We start from the raw sequence: 19,594 nt of genomic DNA, 5'->3' as shown, positions 1-19,594 counted from the left end.
CGACGGGATGTCACCGAGGGCCCCCGGAAGGCCCCCGATCCCCGCTCAATCGTCGTCCGCCCTGCTCAGACCACTACCGCACGGCCGCCGCGCACACCCCCTGGCCGATGCGCCACGCGATGCCGTCGAGGATCGCTCCTCAGCGCGCCTCGGAGGCGCAACTCCAAGCGATCCCGTCGAGGATGTCGTGCTCGCTCACGACGACCTCCTCCGCGCCCGTCCGCTCCATGATCGTCAGGAGTACCAGGGAACCGGCCGCGATCACGTCGACCCGGCCCGGGTGCATGGAGGGGACCGCCGCGCGTTCGGCGTGGGTGGAGCGCAGCAGCCAGTCGGTGATCTCACGGACGCGGCCGACGGAGACGCGGGAGTGGTGGATGGCGGCCGAGTCGTACTCCGGCAGCTCCTGGGCGATCGCGGAGACGGTCGTCACCGAACCGGCCAGCCCCACCAGCGTGCGCGCCTCGCGCAGCGGCACCGTCCGACCGGCGAGGTCGAGGGCGGCCTCGATGTCCGCCCGCATCGCCGCGACCTGCGCCTCGGTGGGCGGGTCGGTGACCGCGCCGTCGCGCACCAGGTGCCGCTCGGTCATCCGGACGCAGCCGACGTCCACGGAGCGCGCGGCGCGCACGTGGTCGTCGCCGACGACGAACTCCGTGGAGCCGCCGCCGATGTCGACGACCAGGTAGGGCCTGGCGAGGTCCGTGCGGCCGGTCAGTTCCTTCGTGGCGCCGGTGAAGGAGAACTCGGCCTCCTGGTCGCCGGTGATGACCTCCGGCTCCACGCCCAGGATGTCCAGCACCCCGCGCACGAAGTCGTCCCGGTTCTCCGCGTCGCGGGAGGCGGAGGTGGCCACGAAGCGCAGCCGCTCGGCGCCGTGCGTCTTGACGACCTCGGCGTACTCCCGGCAGGCGGCGAAGGTCCGCTCCAGCGCCTCGGGGGCCAGCCGCCCGGTGCGGTCGACGCCCTGGCCGAGCCGCACGATGGTCATGCGGCGGTCCAGGTCGGTCAGCTCGCCGGTCGAGGGGTCGGCGTCGGCGACCAGCAGGCGGATGGAGTTCGTACCGCAGTCGATGGCGGCGACACGGGTCACTGGGCGTCCTCCCCGTCGGTCTCGGCAACCGTCACGCACGGCCCCTTGCGCCACCACTCGGGCAGCATCGCGATCGCCTCGTCGCCCAGCGGGTTGACGCCGGGGCCGGCCGCCAGCGAGTGGGCGACCAGCACGTGCAGGCACTTCACCCGGTCCGGCATGCCGCCCGCGCTCGGGAAGCCGGTCAGCTCCTCGATCTCGTCGCGGCGCCGGATGTAGTCCTCGTGCGCGGCGCGGTAGGCGGCGGCCAGCTCCGGGTCGGCGGCCAGGCGCTCGGTCATCTCCTTCATCACGCCGTTCGCCTCCAGCGTGCCGATGGCGGAGGCCGCCTTCGGGCACGTCAGGTAGTACAGCGTGGGGAAGGGCGTGCCGTCGGGAAGGCGCGGTGCCGTCTCCACGACGTCCGGCTGTCCGCAGGGGCAGCGGTGCGCGATGGCGCGCAGGCCGCGCGGGGGCCGTCCGAGCTGCTGCTTGAAGGCCGCCACGTCCGCGTCGGTCGGCTCGGTGCGCGGGGTGGTCGGCGGGGGAGTCTGCATGACTGTCTTCTGCTGGTCTTCCTGTTGAGTCACTGCCGGAGCGGTCGGAGCGGTCGGAGCGGTCCGCGCCGTCGGCGTGGTCGGCACTTGTCGGCGTGGTCGGTTCACTGCCGGCGGGCGGCGGCGTCTGCCTTGTCGACCCCGTCCCAGACGTTCCGGTACCAAGCCCGGTCGGCGGCGCCGGCCTCGGCGCGGGTCCGGTCGGCCGCTTCGGGATCGACCACGATGAACCCCGTCTCCCCCGGCATCACGTAGTGCAGCCGCAGCCGCACCTGCTGCTCGGCGTAGGCGTCGTCCTGCCAGCGTGCCTTGAGGTCGCGCAGGTCCTCGACCCGCTGCCGGGTCTCCCGCTGCTCCTGCTGGAGATCGGCGATCTCGGCGCGCTGGGCGACATACTGCCGGATCGGGTAGGCGAGGGCGACCACGAGGGAGCAGAGCACCATCGCGAGCAGCGCGGCCCGGCCGGTCAGCCGGGAGCGGCGGGCCTGGCGCTTGGTCTGCGAGCGGTAGACCCGGGCCGCGGTCTGCTCCCCGATGATCCGGATCCTGGTCGCGGTGGAGAAACGGTCCCGGTCCTTCACCGCCATGTGCCGCCTCCGCCTTCGCGCGTCGTCCTGCCTGCGTCGTCCGCATACGTGCGTACGTCCCCGCACACGGTACGGGACCGGGTACGGGGACGTACGTACGACGCTGCCTCTTACGGGGCCTTACCGGGTGGCGCTCAGCCCTTGAAGCGGGGGAACGCGCTGCGGCCGGCGTACACCGCGGCGTCGTCGAGGATCTCCTCGATGCGCAGCAGCTGGTTGTACTTGGCGACGCGCTCCGAGCGGGCCGGGGCGCCGGTCTTGATCTGGCCGCAGTTGGTGGCGACGGCCAGGTCGGCGATGGTGACGTCCTCGGTCTCGCCGGAGCGGTGGGACATCATGCACTTGAAGCCGTTGCGCTGGGCCAGCTCGACGGCGTCCAGGGTCTCGGTCAGCGAACCGATCTGGTTGACCTTGACCAGCAGGGCGTTGGCCGAGTTCTCCTCGATGCCGCGGGCCAGGCGCTCCGGGTTGGTGACGAACAGGTCGTCGCCGACGAGCTGGACCTTGTCGCCGAGCTTGGCGGTGATGGTCTTCCAGCCGTCCCAGTCGTCCTCGAACAGCGGGTCCTCGATGGAGACCAGCGGGTACGCCTCGACCAGCTCGGCGTAGTACTCGGTCATCTCGGCGGCGGTACGGTCCTTGCCCTCGAAGGAGTAGGAGCCGTCCTTGTAGAACTCGGACGCGGCGACGTCGAGCGCCAGGGCGATCTGCTCGCCGGGGGTGTAGCCGGCCTCCTTGATCGCCTCGAGGATGAGGTCGAGTGCCTCGCGGTTGGAGCCGAGGTTCGGGGCGAAGCCGCCCTCGTCGCCGAGTCCGGTGGCCAGGCCCTTGTTCTTCAGGACCTTCTTGAGGGTGTGGTAGACCTCGGCGCCCCAGCGCAGGGCCTCGGAGAAGGACTCCGCGCCGATCGGAGCGATCATGAACTCCTGGATGTCCACGTTGGAGTCGGCGTGCGAGCCGCCGTTCAGGATGTTCATCATCGGCACCGGCAGCAGGTGCGCGTTCGGGCCGCCCAGGTAGCGGAACAGCGGCAGGTCGCTGGCCTCGGAGGCGGCGTGGGCGACGGCGAGGGAGACGCCGAGGATGGCGTTGGCGCCGAGCGAGCCCTTGTTGTCGGTGGCGTCCAGGTCGAACATGGCCTGGTCGATCAGCCGCTGCTCGGTGGCGTCGTAGCCGACCAGCTCCGGGCCGATCTGCTCGATGACGGCCAGCACGGCCTTCTCGACGCCCTTGCCGAGGTAACGGCTCTGGTCGCCGTCACGGAGTTCGATGGCCTCGAAGGCACCGGTGGAGGCGCCGGACGGAACGGCGGCACGACCCGTGCTGCCGTCGTCGAGGCCGACCTCGACCTCGACCGTGGGGTTGCCTCGGGAGTCCAGGATTTCCCGGGCTACGACGACGTCGATGGACGGCACGAGCATCTCCTTCTTCAATGTGACGCTTCGGTGTGACGCGCGGGTCCCGCGGGACCGCGGCGGCTCTGCGGGACCGAGCCTAACCGGCCCGGGGCGATCGGCCAGCCGATCGCCCACCCGCTGGACAGAACCGAGAGTAAATTGTTTCCGAACGGAACAAAGACGTTTCCGGAAACCGGGCGGGCACCCCGCGGGACCGGGGCACGAAAAATCCCGCCCCGGTGCGTACGGGGGAACACGCACCGGGGCGGGAGTCTCGGGAGCCGCCGCCCCTTACTTCAGGTGCAGCTGCTGGCCCGGGTAGATCAGGTCGGCGTCGTCGACGATGTCGTCGTTCAGCTTGAACAGCTTCGCCCAGCCGCCCTTGACGTCGTGCTCCTCGGCGATCGAGCTGAGGGTGTCGCCCTTGACGACCTTGTACTCGCCGTCGCCCTTCTCGACCTTCTTGCCGGTCGGGGTGGTGACGGTCTTCTTGGCGGGCTCCTCGGCCTTCGGCTCGGCGGCCGGGCGCTCGGAGGAGCGGGAGGCCTTCTGCTCGGTGGAGCGCTTGGCGGTGGAGCCGCCGCTCTGGCTCTGCGAGCTCTCGGAGCTGGAGGAACCGCTGTCCTCGGAGCCGCCACCGGTGTACGCGGCGCCCGACAGGCCGGTGCCGCAGACCGGCCAGGCACCCTTGCCCTGGCCCGCGAGCACCTTCTCGGCGATCTCGATCTGCTGGGACTTGCTCGCCTGGTCGGCGGAGGAGGCGTACTGCGTACCGCCGTAGGCGGCCCAGGTGGAGGCGGAGAACTGCAGACCGCCGTAGTAACCGTTGCCGGTGTTGATGGACCAGTTGCCGCCGGACTCGCACTGGGCGACGGCGTCCCACTCGGACGCGGTGGCGGCGGAGGCGTTGCCGGCCGCCATCAGCGGGGCGGCGACGGCGGCACCGGTGACGCCGGCGACGGCGATGACACGGGTGGCCTTGGACGGGCGACGGTGCTTGCCCTTGCCGGAAAACAGCATGGTTGATCCCCTCACCGACGCCTGCGAGGTGAGCTGTCGGGTTCGGGCCGGTTGAGTTGCCCGGCCGGGTTCCTCGCGGAACTCGGCTTCACCCCTAGCCGCTCCGGCTCAACTGCCCGGTGCGGCACTTACCTTGGGTCCCCCGCTCCTGCCTGCGGCGCTTGACGCGACGACTGTTCCCGTACGGCCGCTGGCAGGATTCGGCGTTGCGGCTGTCGGGGCCCGCGGTGGCGAGCGGTCATGACCGTAGACACGCGCTCCGCGGATTTTCAAAGACGATCACGGCTTCTGAGACCTATCTCTCACGAGATCCAAAAGGGACATACGGTCTCTAACCGTGACGCGAACTCCCCCTACTTTTCGCCCGATTCGCCCGTGACCGTGAGCGTCTGACCGGGGAGGATGTGGTCCGGGTCGGCGCCGACGACCGCCTTGTTGCCGGCGTACAGCGCGCGCCACCCGCCGTCGACCTCAAGGGAGTCGGCGATGGCCCAGAGGTTGTCGCCGGAACGGACCGTGTACGAGCCGTCCTCGACCTCTCGCGGCTCGCCGTCCCGCGAGGCGTGCCGCCCCGTCGCATCGTCGGTACGGCTCCTGTCCGCCGCACCCTCGTCCGCGCTGTCGCCGCGGTGGCGGCCGGAGCCGGACGAGCCCTCGGCGTCCCGCTGTTCCGCGCCGGCACCGAGGTCGGATTCGGTGGGTGTGTCCGACTTCGTGGAGGAGGCCGCGTCGTCGGGCGAGGCCTCGGAGGGAGTGCCGGACGACGGCGGAGAAGTGGGCGAAGGGGACGAAGAGGGCGCTCCGGACGTCGACTCGGAGGCGTCGGCCGAGTCGGTCGTGCCGGACGGCTGGGAGGGCTCGGACGACTCGGGCGACTGTGACGACTCGGGCTTTTCGGTGTTCGTGGGCGATTCGGACGCGCCGGAGCCGTCCGTCTCCCCCGACGCGTCCGTGCCCTCCGACGCACCGTCACCGGACGCGTCCGAGCCGCCGCTCGAGACCCCCGGGCCGTTGCCCAGCCCGGCCAGCAGTCCGCAGGTCGGCCAGGCGGCGATGCCCTGGTCCGCGTGTATCTTCTCGGCGATTCTTATCTGCTGGGAGCGACTGGCCTGGTCGGCGCTGGGCGCGTAGTCCAGACCGCCGTACTGCTCCCAGACCTCCTGCGACAGTTGCAGGCCGCCGTAGTACCCGTTGCCGCTGTTCTGGCTCCAGGCGCCGCCGGTCTCGCACTCGGCGACGCGGTCCCAGTTCGCTCCGTCGGCCGCGTGGGCACCGGTGGCGCCGAGCAGGGGGATCGCGATGGCGGAGCCGGTCACTCCGGCTGCGACGACCAGAGCGGGTGCCTGGCGGGGGCGGCGGTGACGACCGTTCCCGGAGAGCATGCGACGACCTTTCACAAGACGACGGGGACCACGCGGCGGATGACGCTCGACACCACGTTGATCCGTGAACGTATAGGGAGATCATCGCTTGTCACAAGTTCATGCCGCGCAGATCACGTGAAGATCACAGAGTTGAGCGCGTGTCACTTTTGCGTAGGCGACGGACCGTTGTCGCCCGATGACACGGGCGGGGTGAACGACACCGGCAAAGTGCGCAGACCGCGCATGATGAGGCCGCCGCGCCACCGGAGTTCGGCCGGGTCGGCGGCGAGGCGGAGGTCCGGCAGCCGGGTGAGGAGCGTGGCCAGCGCCGTCTGTCCCTCGAGCCGGGCCAGCGGGGCGCCGAGGCAGTAGTGGATGCCGTGTCCGTACCCGAGGTGCTGGCTGTCGCGTCGGGCGAGGTCCAGGGTGTCCGGGTCGGTGAACCGCTCCGGGTCCCGGTCGGCGGCGGCCAGGACGACGAGAACGGGATCGCCGGCCGCGACCTCCTGCCCGCCGATGGTCAGCGGCCGGGTGGCGAACCGCCAGGTCGCCAGCTCCACCGGGCCGTCGTAGCGCAGGAGTTCCTCGACGCCGGTCTCCAGCAGGCCGCGCTCCCCGGCGGCCAGCGAGGTCTGCAGCCGCTCACGCTGCTCGGGGTGGGTGAGCAGCGCGTACGTGCCGTTGCCGATCAGGTTGACGGTGGTTTCGAATCCTGCGAAGAGCAGGATGAAGGCCATGGCCGCGGCCTCGTTCTCGGTGAGGTGCTCGCCGTGGTCGGAGGCGCGGATCAGGGCGGAGATGAGGTCTTCGCCGGGTGCGGGTTCGAGCGGCAGTGCGGCGCGCTTGCGGTGGATGAGGTCGGCGAGGTAGCCGCGCATCTTCTTCACCGAGCGTGCGACGCCGCCCCGCGGGCCTCCGCCGTGACGGATCATCATGCCCGCCCAGTCCCGGAAGTCGTCCTGGTCCTCGCGGGGGACGCCGAGCAGGTCGCAGATGGCGTAGATGGGCAGCGGGAAGGCGAACTCGTGGATGAGGTCGGCGGAGCCGGTGGCGGCGAAGCGGTCGATGAGGCCGTCGGCCAGTTCCTGCACCCGGGGCGCGAACTCGGCCACCCGGCGGGGTGTGAAGGCCTTGCTGACCAGCCGTCGCAGCCTGGTGTGGTCGGGCGGGTCGATGTTCAGCAGATGGGTCATCAGCTCGGCCTTCCGCTCCCCCGGAATGCCGGTCTTGCCCTTGGCGTGCGCGGGCTCGTCGTGGTGCGCCGGGTTCTTGGACAGCCGCGGGTCGGCGAGCGCCTGCTTCGCGTCGGCGTACCGGGTGACCAGCCAGGCCTCCACTCCGCTGGGCAGCCGGGTGCGGTGCACGGGGGCGTGTTCGCGCAACCAGGCGTAGGCGGGGTAGGGGTCGCTCGCGAACTCCCAGGTGAACAGCTCGGGGACGGGTCCGGAGGCAGGCCCGGGGGCGGGGCCGGAAGCAGAACCGGCTACGGGGCCGGAAGCAGAACCGGCTACGGGGCCGGAAGCAGAACCGGGTACGGGCGGGTTGCCGGTCATCCCTCGACCGCCCTGATCGCGTCCCGGTAGGTCCGGGCCGCCGCTCTCAGGGCCGCCTCGGGGTCGGTGCCCCCGGCCTCGGCGCGGGCGGCGAGGGCGAGCAGGTCGTAGCCGATGCCCTCGCCGGTGGGCAGCGGGACGTCGAGGCCCGCGGTGCGGACGCGGGAGTGGAGCTTGGCGGCGAGGGCGAGGCCGGGCTGGCCGAGGGGGACGCCCTCGGTGACCGAGGTGCGCTGCTTCTCGGCGGCCTTGGTGCGCAGCCAGTGCTCGCGGACCTCCTCGGGGGTGTCGGCCGTCTCGTCGCCGAAGACGTGCGGGTGGCGGTGGACGAGCTTGTCGACGATGGTGCCGGCCACGTCGTCCACGGAGAACGGCGCGTCGGGGTCCTCCTCGGCGATGCGGCCGTGGAAGACGACCTGGAGGAGGACGTCGCCCAGCTCCTCGCGCAGTTCGTCGCGGTCGCCGTCCTCGATGGCCTCGACGAGTTCGTACGCCTCCTCGATGGCGTACTTGGCCAGGCCCTTGTGGGTGCGCTGCGAGGACCAGGGGCATTCGAGGCGGATGCGGTCCATGACCTGGACGAGGTCGAGGAGGCGGGCGCCGGGGAGGTCGTAGGAGGCGGGGAGCAGTTCGAGCTCGGGCATGTGGACGCGGCCGGAGCCGGCGAGGCGGGCGAGTCCGTCGGTGAGCGCGGGGTCGCCCTCGCCGGTGGCGACGACCACGGCCGTGCGGCCGCCGGCGCAGGCGTCCACCAGTTCCTCCGCGGTCGGGGACGCCTCGTCGACCCGTATGCCCGCCTCGCGCAGATAGGGCAGCTGGGGGTGGGCGCCGTCGGCGCACAGGACGCGGTCGGCGGTCCGCAGGGCCTGCCAGGCGGGCCAGGACAGCAGGCCGGGGGCGACCCGGTGGCTGGTGGTGAGCAGGACGATGCGGCCCTGGTCGGGGGCGGTCGGGCCGGCGCTGGTTGCGTTCACTCTCCGAACCTAACGCACACCCCCGACGGCCCCGCGAGTTGTCCACAGGGCACCGTATCGGTGCAGCTCAGTGGCGCTATGCCGGCTGCTGCCCGCCGGCCGCCGCGACCTCCCGCACCCACGGCGTCGGCGTGTCGACGCGGCTGCTCTTCTGGACGTCCCAGGCGCCGTAGCGCGGGTTGAGGTCGACGTCGAGCTTCTTGGAGGCCTCGGACAGGGCCTGCCAGAACTCGGGCCGGCTGGTGTCGGTGCCGAGGCTCTGGGCGAGCTTCTGCGCCTCCAGCTGGACGCGGAGGTTGTCGTCGAGGCGCTCGGGGGCGACGCCGTACTGCTGGAGCCATACCGTCTCCAGCTGCTCGGGGCCGCCGGCCTGCGTCTCCAGATCGCCGCGCATCCCCTGCACCTCCTTGCGGCTGACGGTCACACCGGCGTCCTGGGCGGCCCGGTGCAGGACCCGGTCGAGGACCATGCCGTGCAGGGTGTCCCGGGTGAGGGTGCCGGTCCTGGCGACGACCTGCTGGTACTGGGCGTCGTCCGGGACGGCGGCGCGCTGGGCCTCGCGCACCTCGTCGACGCGGTTCTCCAGCTGGGCGACGGTGATCCGCTGGTCGCCGACGACGGCCGCGGCGCCCGGGTGCGCGTCGCTGCCGCAGGCGGTGAGCAGGGGTGCCGCTGCGGCGATCGCGGCGGTGAGGAGAAGCGCGGGGCGACGGCGGCTGCGGCGGTGCAAGGGAACCTCCCGTTTGGAGATTGTGCGACGGTGCACAAAGTCTTGCGATGATCGATGTTAGGCAGTGGCCCGGCTCTGGCCAACCCATTGGACCAACGATTCATCAGGACTTCGGGCACCGCCTCGCCCCCGGCCCGCGTGGCGGCGGGGGCCGGCCGGTGGTCCACCGGTGACCGGGCGGTGGTCAGCCGCGCATCTGGCCGAGCCACTGCAACGTGCGCCGGATCTCGGCCGCGAGCGGATGGCCGGGGCCGTGGACGCGCTCCACGTCGTGCAGCAGCCGGGCCAGTGTGTCGTGGGCGGCGGCGCGGTCGCCGAGGGCGAGGAGCAGGTGGCCGATGCGGCGGCGCACGTCGTGCGCGAGGTCGGGGTCTCCGGCGACGTACCGGTTCTCGTAGTACGGCAGCAGCGCGCGGTACTCGGTGAGTGCGGCGGCCGGTTCGCCGAGCTGTTCCAGGCACTGGGCGGCGTCGTAGCGGTGGCGCAGGGACTGCGGGTCGGCCTGGCCGGCCTCGGCGGCGCGTTCGTCGGCGAGGCGGCGCAGTTCGGGCAGGGCGCGCCGGTACTGGCCGTCGTCCATGAGGGTCGCCGCGTACTGCTTGCGCAGGGTGCGCACGACCGGGGAGCGTTCGCCGTGCTGTTCGGCGGCGGCGGGCAGGATCGCGCCGAGGATGTCGACGGCCTGGGTGATGCGGCCCTCGCCGAGCAGCCGCTTGACGTCGTCGACGGCACGGGCGACGTCCGGCTTGCCCGCCTCGGCGACGGGCGGGGCGGGGGCCGGCTGCGGCGCGGGGGTGCGGGCGAGGTCGGGCCAGGGGGCGTGCGGGCGCACGAAGGGGCGGGTGGGGTCCAGGGGGCCGCCGGTGGGTACGCCGCGTGCGGGCAGCAGGAGCGCCAGGTGCTCGTAGACCTCCTGGGCGGAGTCGGGGCGGTGCTGCGGGTCCTTGGCGAGCAGGCGCAGCACCAGGGCCTCGAGCGCCTCCGGGACCTCGGGACGGATGCCGCGCACGGGCAGCGGGGGCTCGTACAGGTGCCGGTGCAGCACGCCGAGCGCCGTCGAGCCGGAGAACGGGACGTCGCCGCTGAGCAGTTCGTGCAGCAGCACACCGAGCGCGTACAGGTCGGTGTACGGGCCGACGGCGCCGCCCATGGCCTGCTCGGGTGCCATGTAGGCGGGGGAGCCGATGGGCGTGCCGGTGTGGGTGAGGCGGGTGGTGTCGGCGTCCATGACGGAGGCGACGCCGAGGTCGAGGACGGTGACGGTGCCGTCCTGCTTGACCATGACGTTGCGCGGCTTGAGGTCGCGGTGGACGATCGGCACGGCGTGCACGGCGCTCAGTACGGCGCACAGCTGGGCGGCGACCGCGACCGCCCACTGCCACGGGTAGGGCTCGTGCTCGGCGAGGTGGTCGGAGAGGTCGGCGCCGTCGACGTACTGCATGACGAGGAACAGCTCCTCGCCCTCGCTGCCCGCGTCGTGCACCGTGACCAGGCCGGGGTGGTCGACCTGTGCGGTGATCCGGCACTCGCGCACGAACCGGCGGCGCAGTTCGTCGGCCTCCGCCCCGGCGACCTTGTCGGGGCGCAGCAGCTTCACCGCCACGCGCCGGTCCAGACGCCGGTCGTACGCCGTCCAGACCTGTCCCATGCCGCCCTGGCCGATGAGCGTGGACAGCTCGTACCGGCCGGCGACGACGCGTCCCGTCGCCACGGTCACCTTCCGCCCTGGTCGTGGCCGCGGCCGTCGTGGCCGCCGCCGTCGTGGTGGCGCAGGTAGTCGCTGAGCTCGTCGAGTTCGGCGCGGACCTGGTCGATGCGGGCGGGGGCGGGCTGGTGCTGCGGCGGTGGGGCCTGGTACGGCGGTGCGGGCGTCTGCGCGGCGGCGGGTGCCGGGGCGTAGGGGTATCCGGGCTGCGGGTGCCCGGGCTGCGGGTGTCCGGGCTGCGGGTGTCCGTAGCCGGGCGCCCCGGGCAGTGGCATCGGGGGTATGTGGCCAGGGCGGGGCGGCCGACGGTGGTGGGTGATGTCCGCGTACAGGAAGTACCCGGCGCAGGCGCAGGCGTTGAGCAGCAGGATGATCATGCCGGCGGTGCCGGCCGGGGTGCTGAAGTCGTCGGTGTCGTCGGTGGCCATGAAGCAGAAGCTGACCACCAGGAGGACGACCGAGACCGCGAAGGCCCACCAGTGACGCGGTCGGCGGGTCACGACGGCCGCGTACAGGGTCGGGATCCAGGCGAGGAATCCGAGGCTCAGCAGGGCCAGGGCCACGAAGAAGACGCGCAGCAGGACCAGCACCGCGGTGGCGGGCCGGCGCGGCGGCGGTGGCGGCGCGTAGCCGTGGCCGTGCATGACTTCTCCCGGGGACCTGAAGAGACGGACGCGCACCGGGTGTCGTCCGGTGCGGAGTCGAGCGTATAGGGCGACACGGACAAGCGGCCCGGGGTTGTACCGAGCCGTTGCCGTCCCGGTCGCCCGGCCCGTGCGGACCGCTCAGTCGGGAGCCACCGTGCCGTCCGTGAGCCCGTCGTACATGCCCCGCACCAGCTGCTCCCCCAGGCGGCCCGCGAGGCGCAGCGCGCGTTCGAACTCGTCGAGGGCGCGGAAGCGGTCGCCGTAGCCGCGCTGGGCCTCGAGGGGGAGGCGGGGCAGTTGGAGGCGGCGTACGTCGAGGCGGGTGGCGGTGGAGGCGTAGCTGCTGGCCTGCCGGTGGTTGGCGGTGCCGCGCAGGAACCCGGCGAGGAACCAGGGGTCGAGGGCGGCGGGGTCGGGGCGCAGGAGCACGAGGCTGCGCCCCAGGGCGGCGCCGGCGGTCGCGTCGTCGATCACGCGGGCGACCGTGCCGCCGCCGAGGACGGGCACGACGACGTCGCCGGGTTCGGTCAGCACGGGTTCCTCGTCGCTCTCCGGGAGGGTGCCGGAGGGGCCGGTGCCGGTGAGGACGTCGTGGTCGGTGAGGACGGGCACGCGCGCGTGGCCGCCGTTGGTGCCGGTGCGCAGGGTCAGGGCGCCCGCGCGGGCGAGTTCGCCGACGGTGGTGAGCGGGCGGCGGGGCGCGGCGCGTCCGGTGCCGGGGGCCGCGGGGGTCAGTTCCGCGGTCAGGCGCAGGGTCTCGTCCAGGCGTTCGCGCACGTCCGTGAGCCGTCCGGTGCCGCCGGTGGCGGTGGGGGGCGGCAGGTGGCGGGCGGGGGCCAGGTCGACGTCGTCGTCGAGGAGTTCGATGACGGGCAGGCACCGGGCGAGGCCCGGCCGGTCGTCGAGCCGGCCGGTGCGGTCGTAGGTCCCCCAGGCGTCGAGCACGGCGTCCCGCACGGACCGCCAGTCCGGTCCGCCGCGGCCCTCCCCGGCGAACTGCCCCGCGTCGGCGAGCAGCACCTCGGGCTGCGCGGGCGCCCGCTCGGGCCGGCGCAGCACCCACAGGTGCAGGGGGATGTTGTACGGGGGTGCCGCGCCGACCGGCAGGGCGATCACGGCGCGCAGGGCGCCCCGGCGCAGCAGGTCGGCGCGGACACGGCGGCCGGAGCGGCGGGAGGCGGCGGCGGGAGGCATGAGGACGACGACGGTGCCGCCGTCCCTGACACGGGCCAGGGCGTGCTGCACCCAGGCCAGTTCGGACTCGGTGCGGGCCGGGAAGCCGTACTCCCAGCGGGCGTCGTAGGCGAGTTCGTCGTGGCCCCAGTTGCGCTCGTTGAACGGGGGGTGGCACAGGGCGGCGTCGGCGCGCAGGGCGGTGCGGGCGTCGGCGCGCAGGCTGTCCCCGGCGGCGACCCGCACGGTGGCGTCCGTGCTCAGGGCGAGGCGCAGCGCGGTGAGGGCGGCCGGCGCGGGGTCGCTGTCCTGGCCGTACAGCTCCTGTCCGGGGCGGGTGGCGGTGGCGGTGCCGGCGGCGGCCCGGAGCAGGGTGCCGGTGCCGCAGGCGGGGTCGAGAACCGTGCGGGCGGGGCCGGCGAGTTCGGCCATCAGCTCGGCCAGAGGTTCCGGGGTGAGCGTGTACTGCCGCGGGTTGGCGTCGAGATGCCGGCCGAGCAGGAACTCGTACGCCTTGCGGGCGCCCGGTCCGGCGGCGAGTTCGGCGGCGCCGCGCAGGAGCGGTGCGGAGGGGAGCAGCCGGGGGCCGATCGGGGTGGCGACGGTGCGCTCGGGGCCGGGGCCGAAGCGGGCGTCGAGCACCTGGTCGAGGGCGGCGGGCAGCATGGCGGCGAGGCGTTCGTCGGAGCCGGCGCTCGCGTCCAGCCACAGGTTCGGGCGCTCGTGGACGAGCAGGAGGACGCAGCCGGCGTGCGTGAGGGCGGTGACCGGTCCCTCGGGGTGGCCGACGAGTTGCTGCCAGACGCGTTCGCGCGGGGGGACCTCGGCGAGTTTGCCCTGGGCGCGCAGCCATGCCTCGATGTCGGCGAGGGCGAAGGACGGGCTGGTCTCGGTGCCGCCGACGGGTCTGGGGAAGTCCGCGTGCCGGCGGCGCCAGTTGCTGACGGCGGCCCGGCCGACGCCGGCGAGCCGCGCGATACCGGCGGCGGTCACCTCTGTCCCGTTGTCCTGCACGCTCGGGCCCCCTCGTCCTGGTCGTGTGACGCCGATCCTACCGATGAACATGGGCGGACCCCGATTCACGTCGTGTACTGCCACACCCTTGTGAACCATGTTGACTCGGTTCACAAGCTCTGCTCTTATTGACGCACCGAACCGCGGACCGGCCCGGCAAACGGGTTCCGGTTCACGGTCGACAACCGATCTGTCTCTGGGGAGAGGACCGACATCATGGGGATGAAGACCAAGATCGCGCTGGGTGCCGTCGTGGGGATCGCCGTCATCGGCGCGATGTCGGCGAACTCGGGTGACGGGGAGGGCGACGGCAAGAGCGACAGCCGGACCTCGGCGAGCGCGGGCGAGAACGCGGACGGCGGTGCCAAGGACAAGGGTGGCTCCGAGAAGGGCGACGAGAAGGGCGGCGAGAAGCCGGGCGGCGCCGCCGACGCGAAGCCCGCCGAGGACAAGGCCGTCGAGAAGGCGTCCCAGGCCGAGCAGTTCAAGGCGTTCGTGCAGAAGAACGGCTCACCCAACGAGAAGGACGCCGTCTCCCACGTCACCAAGGTGCAGGGCGCCGACGAGCAGAACGACATCCTCGACGCCGCCGACGTCTACACCGACTTCACCGGCGGCTTCATGGGTGAGGGCTCGGGCCCGGCCAAGCTCATCGCCTCCGCGTTCGCCGACTGGAAGGACAGCGAGAACGGCCTCGTCACCGTCTACGACGCCGACGGCGAGCTGCTCGGCAACGGCCAGTTCTGACGCCCGGCCGGCCGCGCCCCGGGGGAAAGGGGGGCGCTCCCGCGCCCCGGCCCGCCGTCAGCCCGGGCACTGCTCCGTCAGCTCCGGCACTGCTCCGTCAGCCCCGGCACTGCTCGGACATCATCGCCTTGTCCGCCTTCGTCACCGCCAGCTCGTACTTGACGGCGACCTGCGCGAACCGCACCGCGTACGCGCAGCGGACCGCCTTGCTGGGCGGCAGCCAGGAGGCCGGGCCGGAGTCGCTCTTGGCGGAGTTGGCACGGCCCTCGACGGGGAGCAGGTTCAGCGGGTCGTTGGCCAGTTGCTCGCGTTTGTTCTCCGGCCATCGCGAGGAGCCCATCTGCCAGCTGTACGACAGCGGCACGACGTGATCGATCTGCACCTCGCTCGCCTTCTGCTTGCGCCACTCGATGCTCGACCCGGTGTACGGGTCGTCCAGCGTCATCGCGATGACCACGCAGTCGGAGCCGGACCGGAAGCGCACCTTCTGGCCGTCGCGCTTCAGCAGGTCGTTCCGCGTGTCGCAGCCGTTCCTCGCCAGCGGCACTCCGTCCGCCGTGTCCATCCACGCGTAGCCGAACTCGTCGCGGTCGTACCCCGTCCTGGGGCCGCGCCCCTTGGTCGTGAGGCCGTCGATCAGCTTGCGGGCCTCGGCCCGCGGACCGTCGCCCGTCACCGGGGCGAGTCCCGGTTCGGTCCCGTCCGGATTCTTCAGCGGGCTGACGGCACGGCCCGCGGCGGGGGCCGCGGCGCCGCCGCCCGAGGCGGGGGTATCGCCGTCCGCCTCCAGGCCTTCGCAGCCGGTCACCAGAGCCAGGGCGAGGACCGCTCCGGCGGCCCATCCGGTACGGATCCCGCTGTGCCGCCTCATACGCGCCCTCCCCTTGCCGTCCGCGACCACAACCGTAGCGAGGGAGTGGTCCGGGGCGCAGGAGGCCTTAGAAGGACGTTAATGGGCACACGGGACATATCTGTCGTACGGTCGACAGTGAGTCACGTCTCGGAAGGAGCTCTGCATGGGCATCCTCGACAAGATGAAGAGCATGGCCGGCAAGGACAAGGACAAGTCCAGGAAGATGTCCGACGCCGCCGAACGCCAGGTCAACCAGCGGACCGGCGGCAAGTACGAGAAGCAGGTCGACGCCGCGCAGCAGCAGGCCGAGGGCAAGCTCGGCTTCGGACGCGACCAGGGCGGCGGCCGGGAGCAGTAGCACCGCTTCCCGTAACCCGGATACGTCGAAGCCGTCCACGGCGACTCTCCCGTGGACGGCTTCGTCAACGGTCGCGACGGACCTGCGCGGCCGCTACGACCCCAGGATCGAGGTCAGGAACTCGCCCACCCAGCCCAGCAGCTCCCGCCCGACCAGCGGCTTGCCGCCCACCTTCGCGGTCTTCGGGCGCGGTACGAGCACCTGGTGGGTGCCCGCCTTGATGACGCTGCCGGGGTAGAGCCGCTTGAGCCTCAGCTCCTGGGACTCGCGCAACTCCACCGGCGCGAAGCGGATGTTGTTGCCCTGGAGCACGATCTCGCCGACGGCGCACGCCCGCGCGAGCATCCGCAGGCCCGCGACCAGCAGCAGGTTCTCCACCGGCTCCGGCAACTTGCCGTAGCGGTCGACGAGTTCCTCCCGTACGGCCTTGATGTCCTCCTCGCTGTTGGCGGAGGCGATGGACCGGTACGCCTGGAGGCGCAGCCGCTCGCCGGGGGCGTAGTCGTGCGGGACGTGCGCGTCGACGGGCAGCTCGATCTTGACCTCGAGCGGCGGCTCCTCCTCGACCCCGCCCTCCAGGGAGGCCCGGTAGTCGGCGACGGCCTCGCCGACCATCCGCACGTACAGGTCGAAGCCGACACCGGCGATGTGGCCGGACTGCTCGCCGCCGAGCAGGTTGCCCGCGCCGCGGATCTCCAGGTCCTTCATCGCCACGTACATGCCCGCGCCCATCTCGGTGTGCTGGGCGATGGTGGCGAGCCGCTCGTGCGCGGTCTCCGTCAGCGGCTTCTCCGGCGGGTAGAGGAAGTAGGCGTAACCGCGCTCGCGGCCGCGGCCGACGCGGCCGCGCAGCTGGTGGAGCTGGCTGAGGCCGAAGTTGTCGCCGCGCTCGACGATGAGGGTGTTGGCGTTGGAGATGTCGATGCCGGACTCGACGATGGTCGTGGAGACCAGCACGTCGAACTTCTTCTCCCAGAAGTCGACGACGACCTGCTCCAGGGCCTGCTCCGACATCTGGCCGTGGGCGGTGGCGATGCGCGCCTCGGGGACGATCTCGCGGAGCTTGGCCGCCGCCCGGTCGATGGACTCGACGCGGTTGTGGATGTAGAAGACCTGGCCCTCGCGCAGCAGCTCGCGGCGGATGGCGGCGCCGATCTGCTTGTGCTCGTAGGGGCCGACGAAGGTCAGCACCGGGTGGCGCTCCTCCGGCGGGGTGGTGATCGTGGACATCTCGCGGATGCCGGTGACCGCCATCTCCAGGGTGCGCGGGATGGGGGTGGCGGACATGGTCAGCACGTCGACGTTGGCGCGCAGCTTCTTCAGCTGCTCCTTGTGCTCGACGCCGAAGCGCTGCTCCTCGTCGACGATGACCAGGCCCAGGTCCTTGAACTTGGTCTCCGAGGAGAACAGGCGGTGGGTGCCGATGACGATGTCCACGGAGCCCTCGCGCAGGCCCTCCAGGGTCGCCTTGGACTCGGTGTCCGTCTGGAAGCGGGAGAGCGCCTTCACGTTCACCGGGAACTGGGCGTAGCGCTCGCCGAACGTGCCGAAGTGCTGCTGCACCAGGAGTGTCGTGGGCACGAGGACGGCGACCTGCTTGCCGTCCTGGACGGCCTTGAAGGCGGCGCGGACCGCGATCTCGGTCTTGCCGTAGCCGACGTCGCCGCAGATCAGGCGGTCCATGGGGACCGTCTTCTCCATGTCGTCCTTGACCTCGGCGATGGTGGTGAGCTGGTCCGGCGTCTCCGCGTAGGGGAAGGCGTCCTCCAGCTCGCGCTGCCACGGGGTGTCCGCGCCGAACGCGTGACCGGGCGCCGCCATCCGCGCGCTGTAGAGCTTGATCAGGTCGGCGGCGATCTCCTTGACCGCCTTCTTCGCGCGGGCCTTGGTCTTGGTCCAGTCGGCGCCGCCGAGCCGGTGCAGGGTGGGGGCCTCGCCGCCCACGTACTTGGTGATCTGCTCCAACTGGTCGGTGGGGATGTACAGCCGGTCGCCGGGCTGGCCGCGCTTGGCGGGGGCGTACTCCACGACCAGGTACTCGCGGGTGGCGCCCTGGACGGTGCGCTGCACCATCTCGATGTAGCGGCCCACGCCGTGCTGCTCGTGGACGATGTAGTCGCCCGCCTCCAGGGTGAGCGGGTCGATGGTCTTGCGGCGCCGGGCGGGCATCCGGGCGCCCTCGCGTCCTGCGGCCTTCTGCCCGGTCAGGTCGGTCTCGGTGAGCACGGCGAGCTTGAGGGCCTGGTCGACGAAGCCGTGGTCGAGCGAACTGCAGGAGACGTGCACGACCGAGGGGCTGAGCGTGCCGAGGTCCTGGTCGAGGCGGGCGGCGATGCCCTCGCCGCCGAGGACCTCGACGGTGCGGGACGCGGGGCCGTGGCCCTCGGTGAGGTAGACCGCGCGCCAGCCGTCGGCGAGCCAGCCCTTGGTGTCGGCCAGTGCCCTGGCGGTGTCGCCGCGGTAGGTGTCGGGGGCGTGCATGCCGAGCTTGAGGGTGTCCGGGTCGCCCTCCGCGCCGGCGTCGGACGTCAGCGTCTCGTCGGCGGCGAAGGGGGAGACCGACCACCACATCATGTCCAGCTCGCGGGCCCGCTCCCGGACGTCCGCGATGGACCACAGGGAGGCCGCGTTCACGTCGATCGGCGCCTCGCCGCCGCCGGCGGTGGCGGCCCAGGACGCCTGGAGGAACTCCTGCGACGTCGCCACCAGGTCGGCGGCCCGGGTCCGCACCCGCTCCGGGTCGCAGACCACGGACATCGAGCCCTTGGGCAGCACGTCCAGGAGCAGCTCCATATCGTCGACGAGGACGGGGGCCAGCGACTCCATGCCCTCCACCGCGATGCCCTCGGCGATCTTCCCGAGCAGTTCGCCCAGCTCCGGGTGGTCCTCGGCGAGGGCGGCGGCCCGCTCGCGCACGTCCGGCGTCAGCAGCAGCTCACGGCAGGGCGGCGCCCACACGCCGTGCTCGGCGACCTCGAGGGAGCGCTGGTCGGCGACCTTGAAATAACGGATCTCCTCGACGTCGTCGCCCCAGAACTCGACCCGGAGCGGGTGCTCCTCGGTCGGCGGGAACACGTCCAGGATGCCGCCGCGCACGGCGAACTCGCCGCGCTTCTCCACCAGCTCGACGCGCGCGTACGCCGCTGCCGCCAGGGCCTCGACGATCTCCCCCAGGTCGGCGCTCTGCCCGGTGCGCAGGGCCACCGGCTCCAGGTCGCCCAGGCCCTTGACCTGCGGCTGGAGCACGGAACGTACGGGTGCGACGACGACGGAGACCGGGCCGGTCTCGGGGTCGTCGGGGCGGGGGTGGGCCAGGCGCCGCAGGACGGCGAGGCGGCGGCCCACGGTGTCGCTGCGGGGGCTGAGCCGCTCGTGCGGGAGGGTCTCCCAGGAGGGGTACTCGACGACGCCCTCGGGCGGGAGCAGGGAGCGCAGGGCCGCGGCCAGGTCCTCCGCCTCGCGTCCCGTCGCCGTCACCGCCAGCACCGGGCGGCCCGTCTCGCGGGCCAGGGCCGCGATCGCGAAGGGGCGGGCCGCGGGCGGGCCGACCAGGTCGACGTGCATGCGGTTGCCGTCTGCGGCCGCCGCGATCGCTTCCGCGAGGGCGGTGTCCTTGACTACGGCGTCGAGCAGACCGTGCAGGCTCATTCGGGGCGCTTTCCGTGCGGGGGGTGTACAACACGACGGGCCCGACACGCGCCGCGGGCCGGGGTGCCTCCAGCGTACGTCTCCGCATGCGCGGGCGTCGGGGGCTGTGGACGGCGCCGGGTGCGTGGCCGGGTGCGCGGTGGCCGGCGCCACGGTGGCCGTACCAGGGGGCTCCGCCCCCTGGACCCCCGGGCC

The 19,594-nt window shown here is 72.5% G+C and carries 16 protein-coding genes and 1 riboswitch; of the genes, 2 read left to right on the top strand and 14 right to left on the bottom strand.

The features are described 5' to 3' along the window. Positions 1 to 139: 139 nt before the first annotated feature. From Sco07f_RS34290 to Sco07f_RS34235, 12 genes are all read right to left on the bottom strand, one after another. Entirely contained in the window at positions 140 to 1,093 is a 954-nt protein-coding gene (locus tag Sco07f_RS34290) for a Ppx/GppA phosphatase family protein (RefSeq protein ID WP_007450470.1), read from the bottom strand. Continuing rightward, positions 1,090 to 1,629, bottom strand: a complete 540-nt coding sequence (locus Sco07f_RS34285; protein ID WP_007450471.1) for a DUF501 domain-containing protein — start codon at positions 1,627 to 1,629, stop codon at positions 1,090 to 1,092. Before Sco07f_RS34285 ends, Sco07f_RS34290 begins: the two co-directional genes overlap by 4 nt. A 104-nt stretch (positions 1,630 to 1,733) precedes the next feature. After that, a complete protein-coding gene (divIC, locus tag Sco07f_RS34280; RefSeq protein WP_007450472.1) occupies positions 1,734 to 2,216 on the bottom strand; it encodes a cell division protein DivIC in 483 nt (160 codons plus the stop codon). Between the two features lie 134 nt (positions 2,217 to 2,350). Then, positions 2,351 to 3,631: a phosphopyruvate hydratase gene (gene eno / locus Sco07f_RS34275; protein WP_007450473.1), complete on the bottom strand. Its 1,281-nt coding sequence runs from the start codon at positions 3,629 to 3,631 to the stop codon at positions 2,351 to 2,353. Positions 3,632 to 3,904: 273 nt separating this feature from the next. Beyond that, positions 3,905 to 4,633, bottom strand: coding sequence for a resuscitation-promoting factor protein RpfA (rpfA, locus tag Sco07f_RS34270; RefSeq protein ID WP_108990180.1), 729 nt, complete (start codon positions 4,631 to 4,633; stop codon positions 3,905 to 3,907). A gap of 3 nt (positions 4,634 to 4,636) precedes the next feature. Then, positions 4,637 to 4,803: riboswitch (cyclic di-AMP (ydaO/yuaA leader) on the bottom strand. A 183-nt stretch (positions 4,804 to 4,986) separates the two neighbouring features. Continuing rightward, complete coding sequence (locus Sco07f_RS34265; protein WP_108990179.1) at positions 4,987 to 6,015, bottom strand: transglycosylase family protein; 1,029 nt, start codon at positions 6,013 to 6,015, stop codon at positions 4,987 to 4,989. A gap of 143 nt (positions 6,016 to 6,158) precedes the next feature. Continuing rightward, on the bottom strand, positions 6,159 to 7,550 hold the full coding sequence (locus Sco07f_RS34260) for a cytochrome P450 family protein (RefSeq protein ID WP_244942209.1): 1,392 nt from the start codon (positions 7,548 to 7,550) through the stop codon (positions 6,159 to 6,161). Next, positions 7,547 to 8,524 (bottom strand): nucleoside triphosphate pyrophosphohydrolase, encoded by a 978-nt coding sequence (locus Sco07f_RS34255; RefSeq protein WP_108990178.1) that lies wholly within the window; start codon positions 8,522 to 8,524, stop codon positions 7,547 to 7,549. The genes Sco07f_RS34260 and Sco07f_RS34255 overlap by 4 nt, the downstream gene beginning before the upstream one ends. 76 nt (positions 8,525 to 8,600) lie before the next feature. Then, the gene (locus tag Sco07f_RS34250; protein WP_007450478.1) at positions 8,601 to 9,254 is read right to left on the bottom strand and encodes a SurA N-terminal domain-containing protein; all 654 of its coding nucleotides are present in this window, start codon (positions 9,252 to 9,254) and stop codon (positions 8,601 to 8,603) included. Positions 9,255 to 9,438: 184 nt separating this feature from the next. Beyond that, positions 9,439 to 10,929, bottom strand: a complete 1,491-nt coding sequence (gene pkaE, locus Sco07f_RS34245) for a serine/threonine protein kinase PkaE (RefSeq protein ID WP_203604091.1) — start codon at positions 10,927 to 10,929, stop codon at positions 9,439 to 9,441. A gap of 38 nt (positions 10,930 to 10,967) precedes the next feature. After that, positions 10,968 to 11,603: a hypothetical protein gene (locus Sco07f_RS34240; protein ID WP_007450481.1), complete on the bottom strand. Its 636-nt coding sequence runs from the start codon at positions 11,601 to 11,603 to the stop codon at positions 10,968 to 10,970. Positions 11,604 to 11,744: 141 nt separating this feature from the next. After that, the gene (locus Sco07f_RS34235) at positions 11,745 to 13,793 is read right to left on the bottom strand and encodes an N-6 DNA methylase (protein ID WP_108990177.1); all 2,049 of its coding nucleotides are present in this window, start codon (positions 13,791 to 13,793) and stop codon (positions 11,745 to 11,747) included. A 216-nt stretch (positions 13,794 to 14,009) separates the two neighbouring features. Between Sco07f_RS34235 and Sco07f_RS34230 the strand changes: the two genes are divergently transcribed. Next, positions 14,010 to 14,540, top strand: coding sequence for a hypothetical protein (locus Sco07f_RS34230; protein ID WP_007450455.1), 531 nt, complete (start codon positions 14,010 to 14,012; stop codon positions 14,538 to 14,540). Between the two features lie 97 nt (positions 14,541 to 14,637). On the opposite strand, the gene Sco07f_RS34225 is transcribed toward Sco07f_RS34230, so the two are convergent. Beyond that, complete coding sequence (locus Sco07f_RS34225) at positions 14,638 to 15,411, bottom strand: HNH endonuclease family protein (RefSeq protein WP_108990176.1); 774 nt, start codon at positions 15,409 to 15,411, stop codon at positions 14,638 to 14,640. A 145-nt stretch (positions 15,412 to 15,556) separates the two neighbouring features. Here Sco07f_RS34225 and Sco07f_RS34220 point away from each other — a divergent pair, with 145 nt between their 5' ends. After that, positions 15,557 to 15,751, top strand: a complete 195-nt coding sequence (locus Sco07f_RS34220; protein ID WP_007450456.1) for an antitoxin — start codon at positions 15,557 to 15,559, stop codon at positions 15,749 to 15,751. Positions 15,752 to 15,844: 93 nt separating this feature from the next. On the opposite strand, the gene mfd is transcribed toward Sco07f_RS34220, so the two are convergent. Then, positions 15,845 to 19,399, bottom strand: coding sequence for a transcription-repair coupling factor (gene mfd, locus Sco07f_RS34215; protein WP_108990175.1), 3,555 nt, complete (start codon positions 19,397 to 19,399; stop codon positions 15,845 to 15,847). Positions 19,400 to 19,594: the final 195 nt, after the last annotated feature.

Source organism: Streptomyces coelicoflavus (genome assembly GCF_003112555.1).
GTDB classification, from domain to species: Bacteria; Actinomycetota; Actinomycetes; order Streptomycetales; family Streptomycetaceae; genus Streptomyces; species Streptomyces coelicoflavus.
This window is presented reverse-complemented; position numbering and strand designations above follow the sequence as displayed.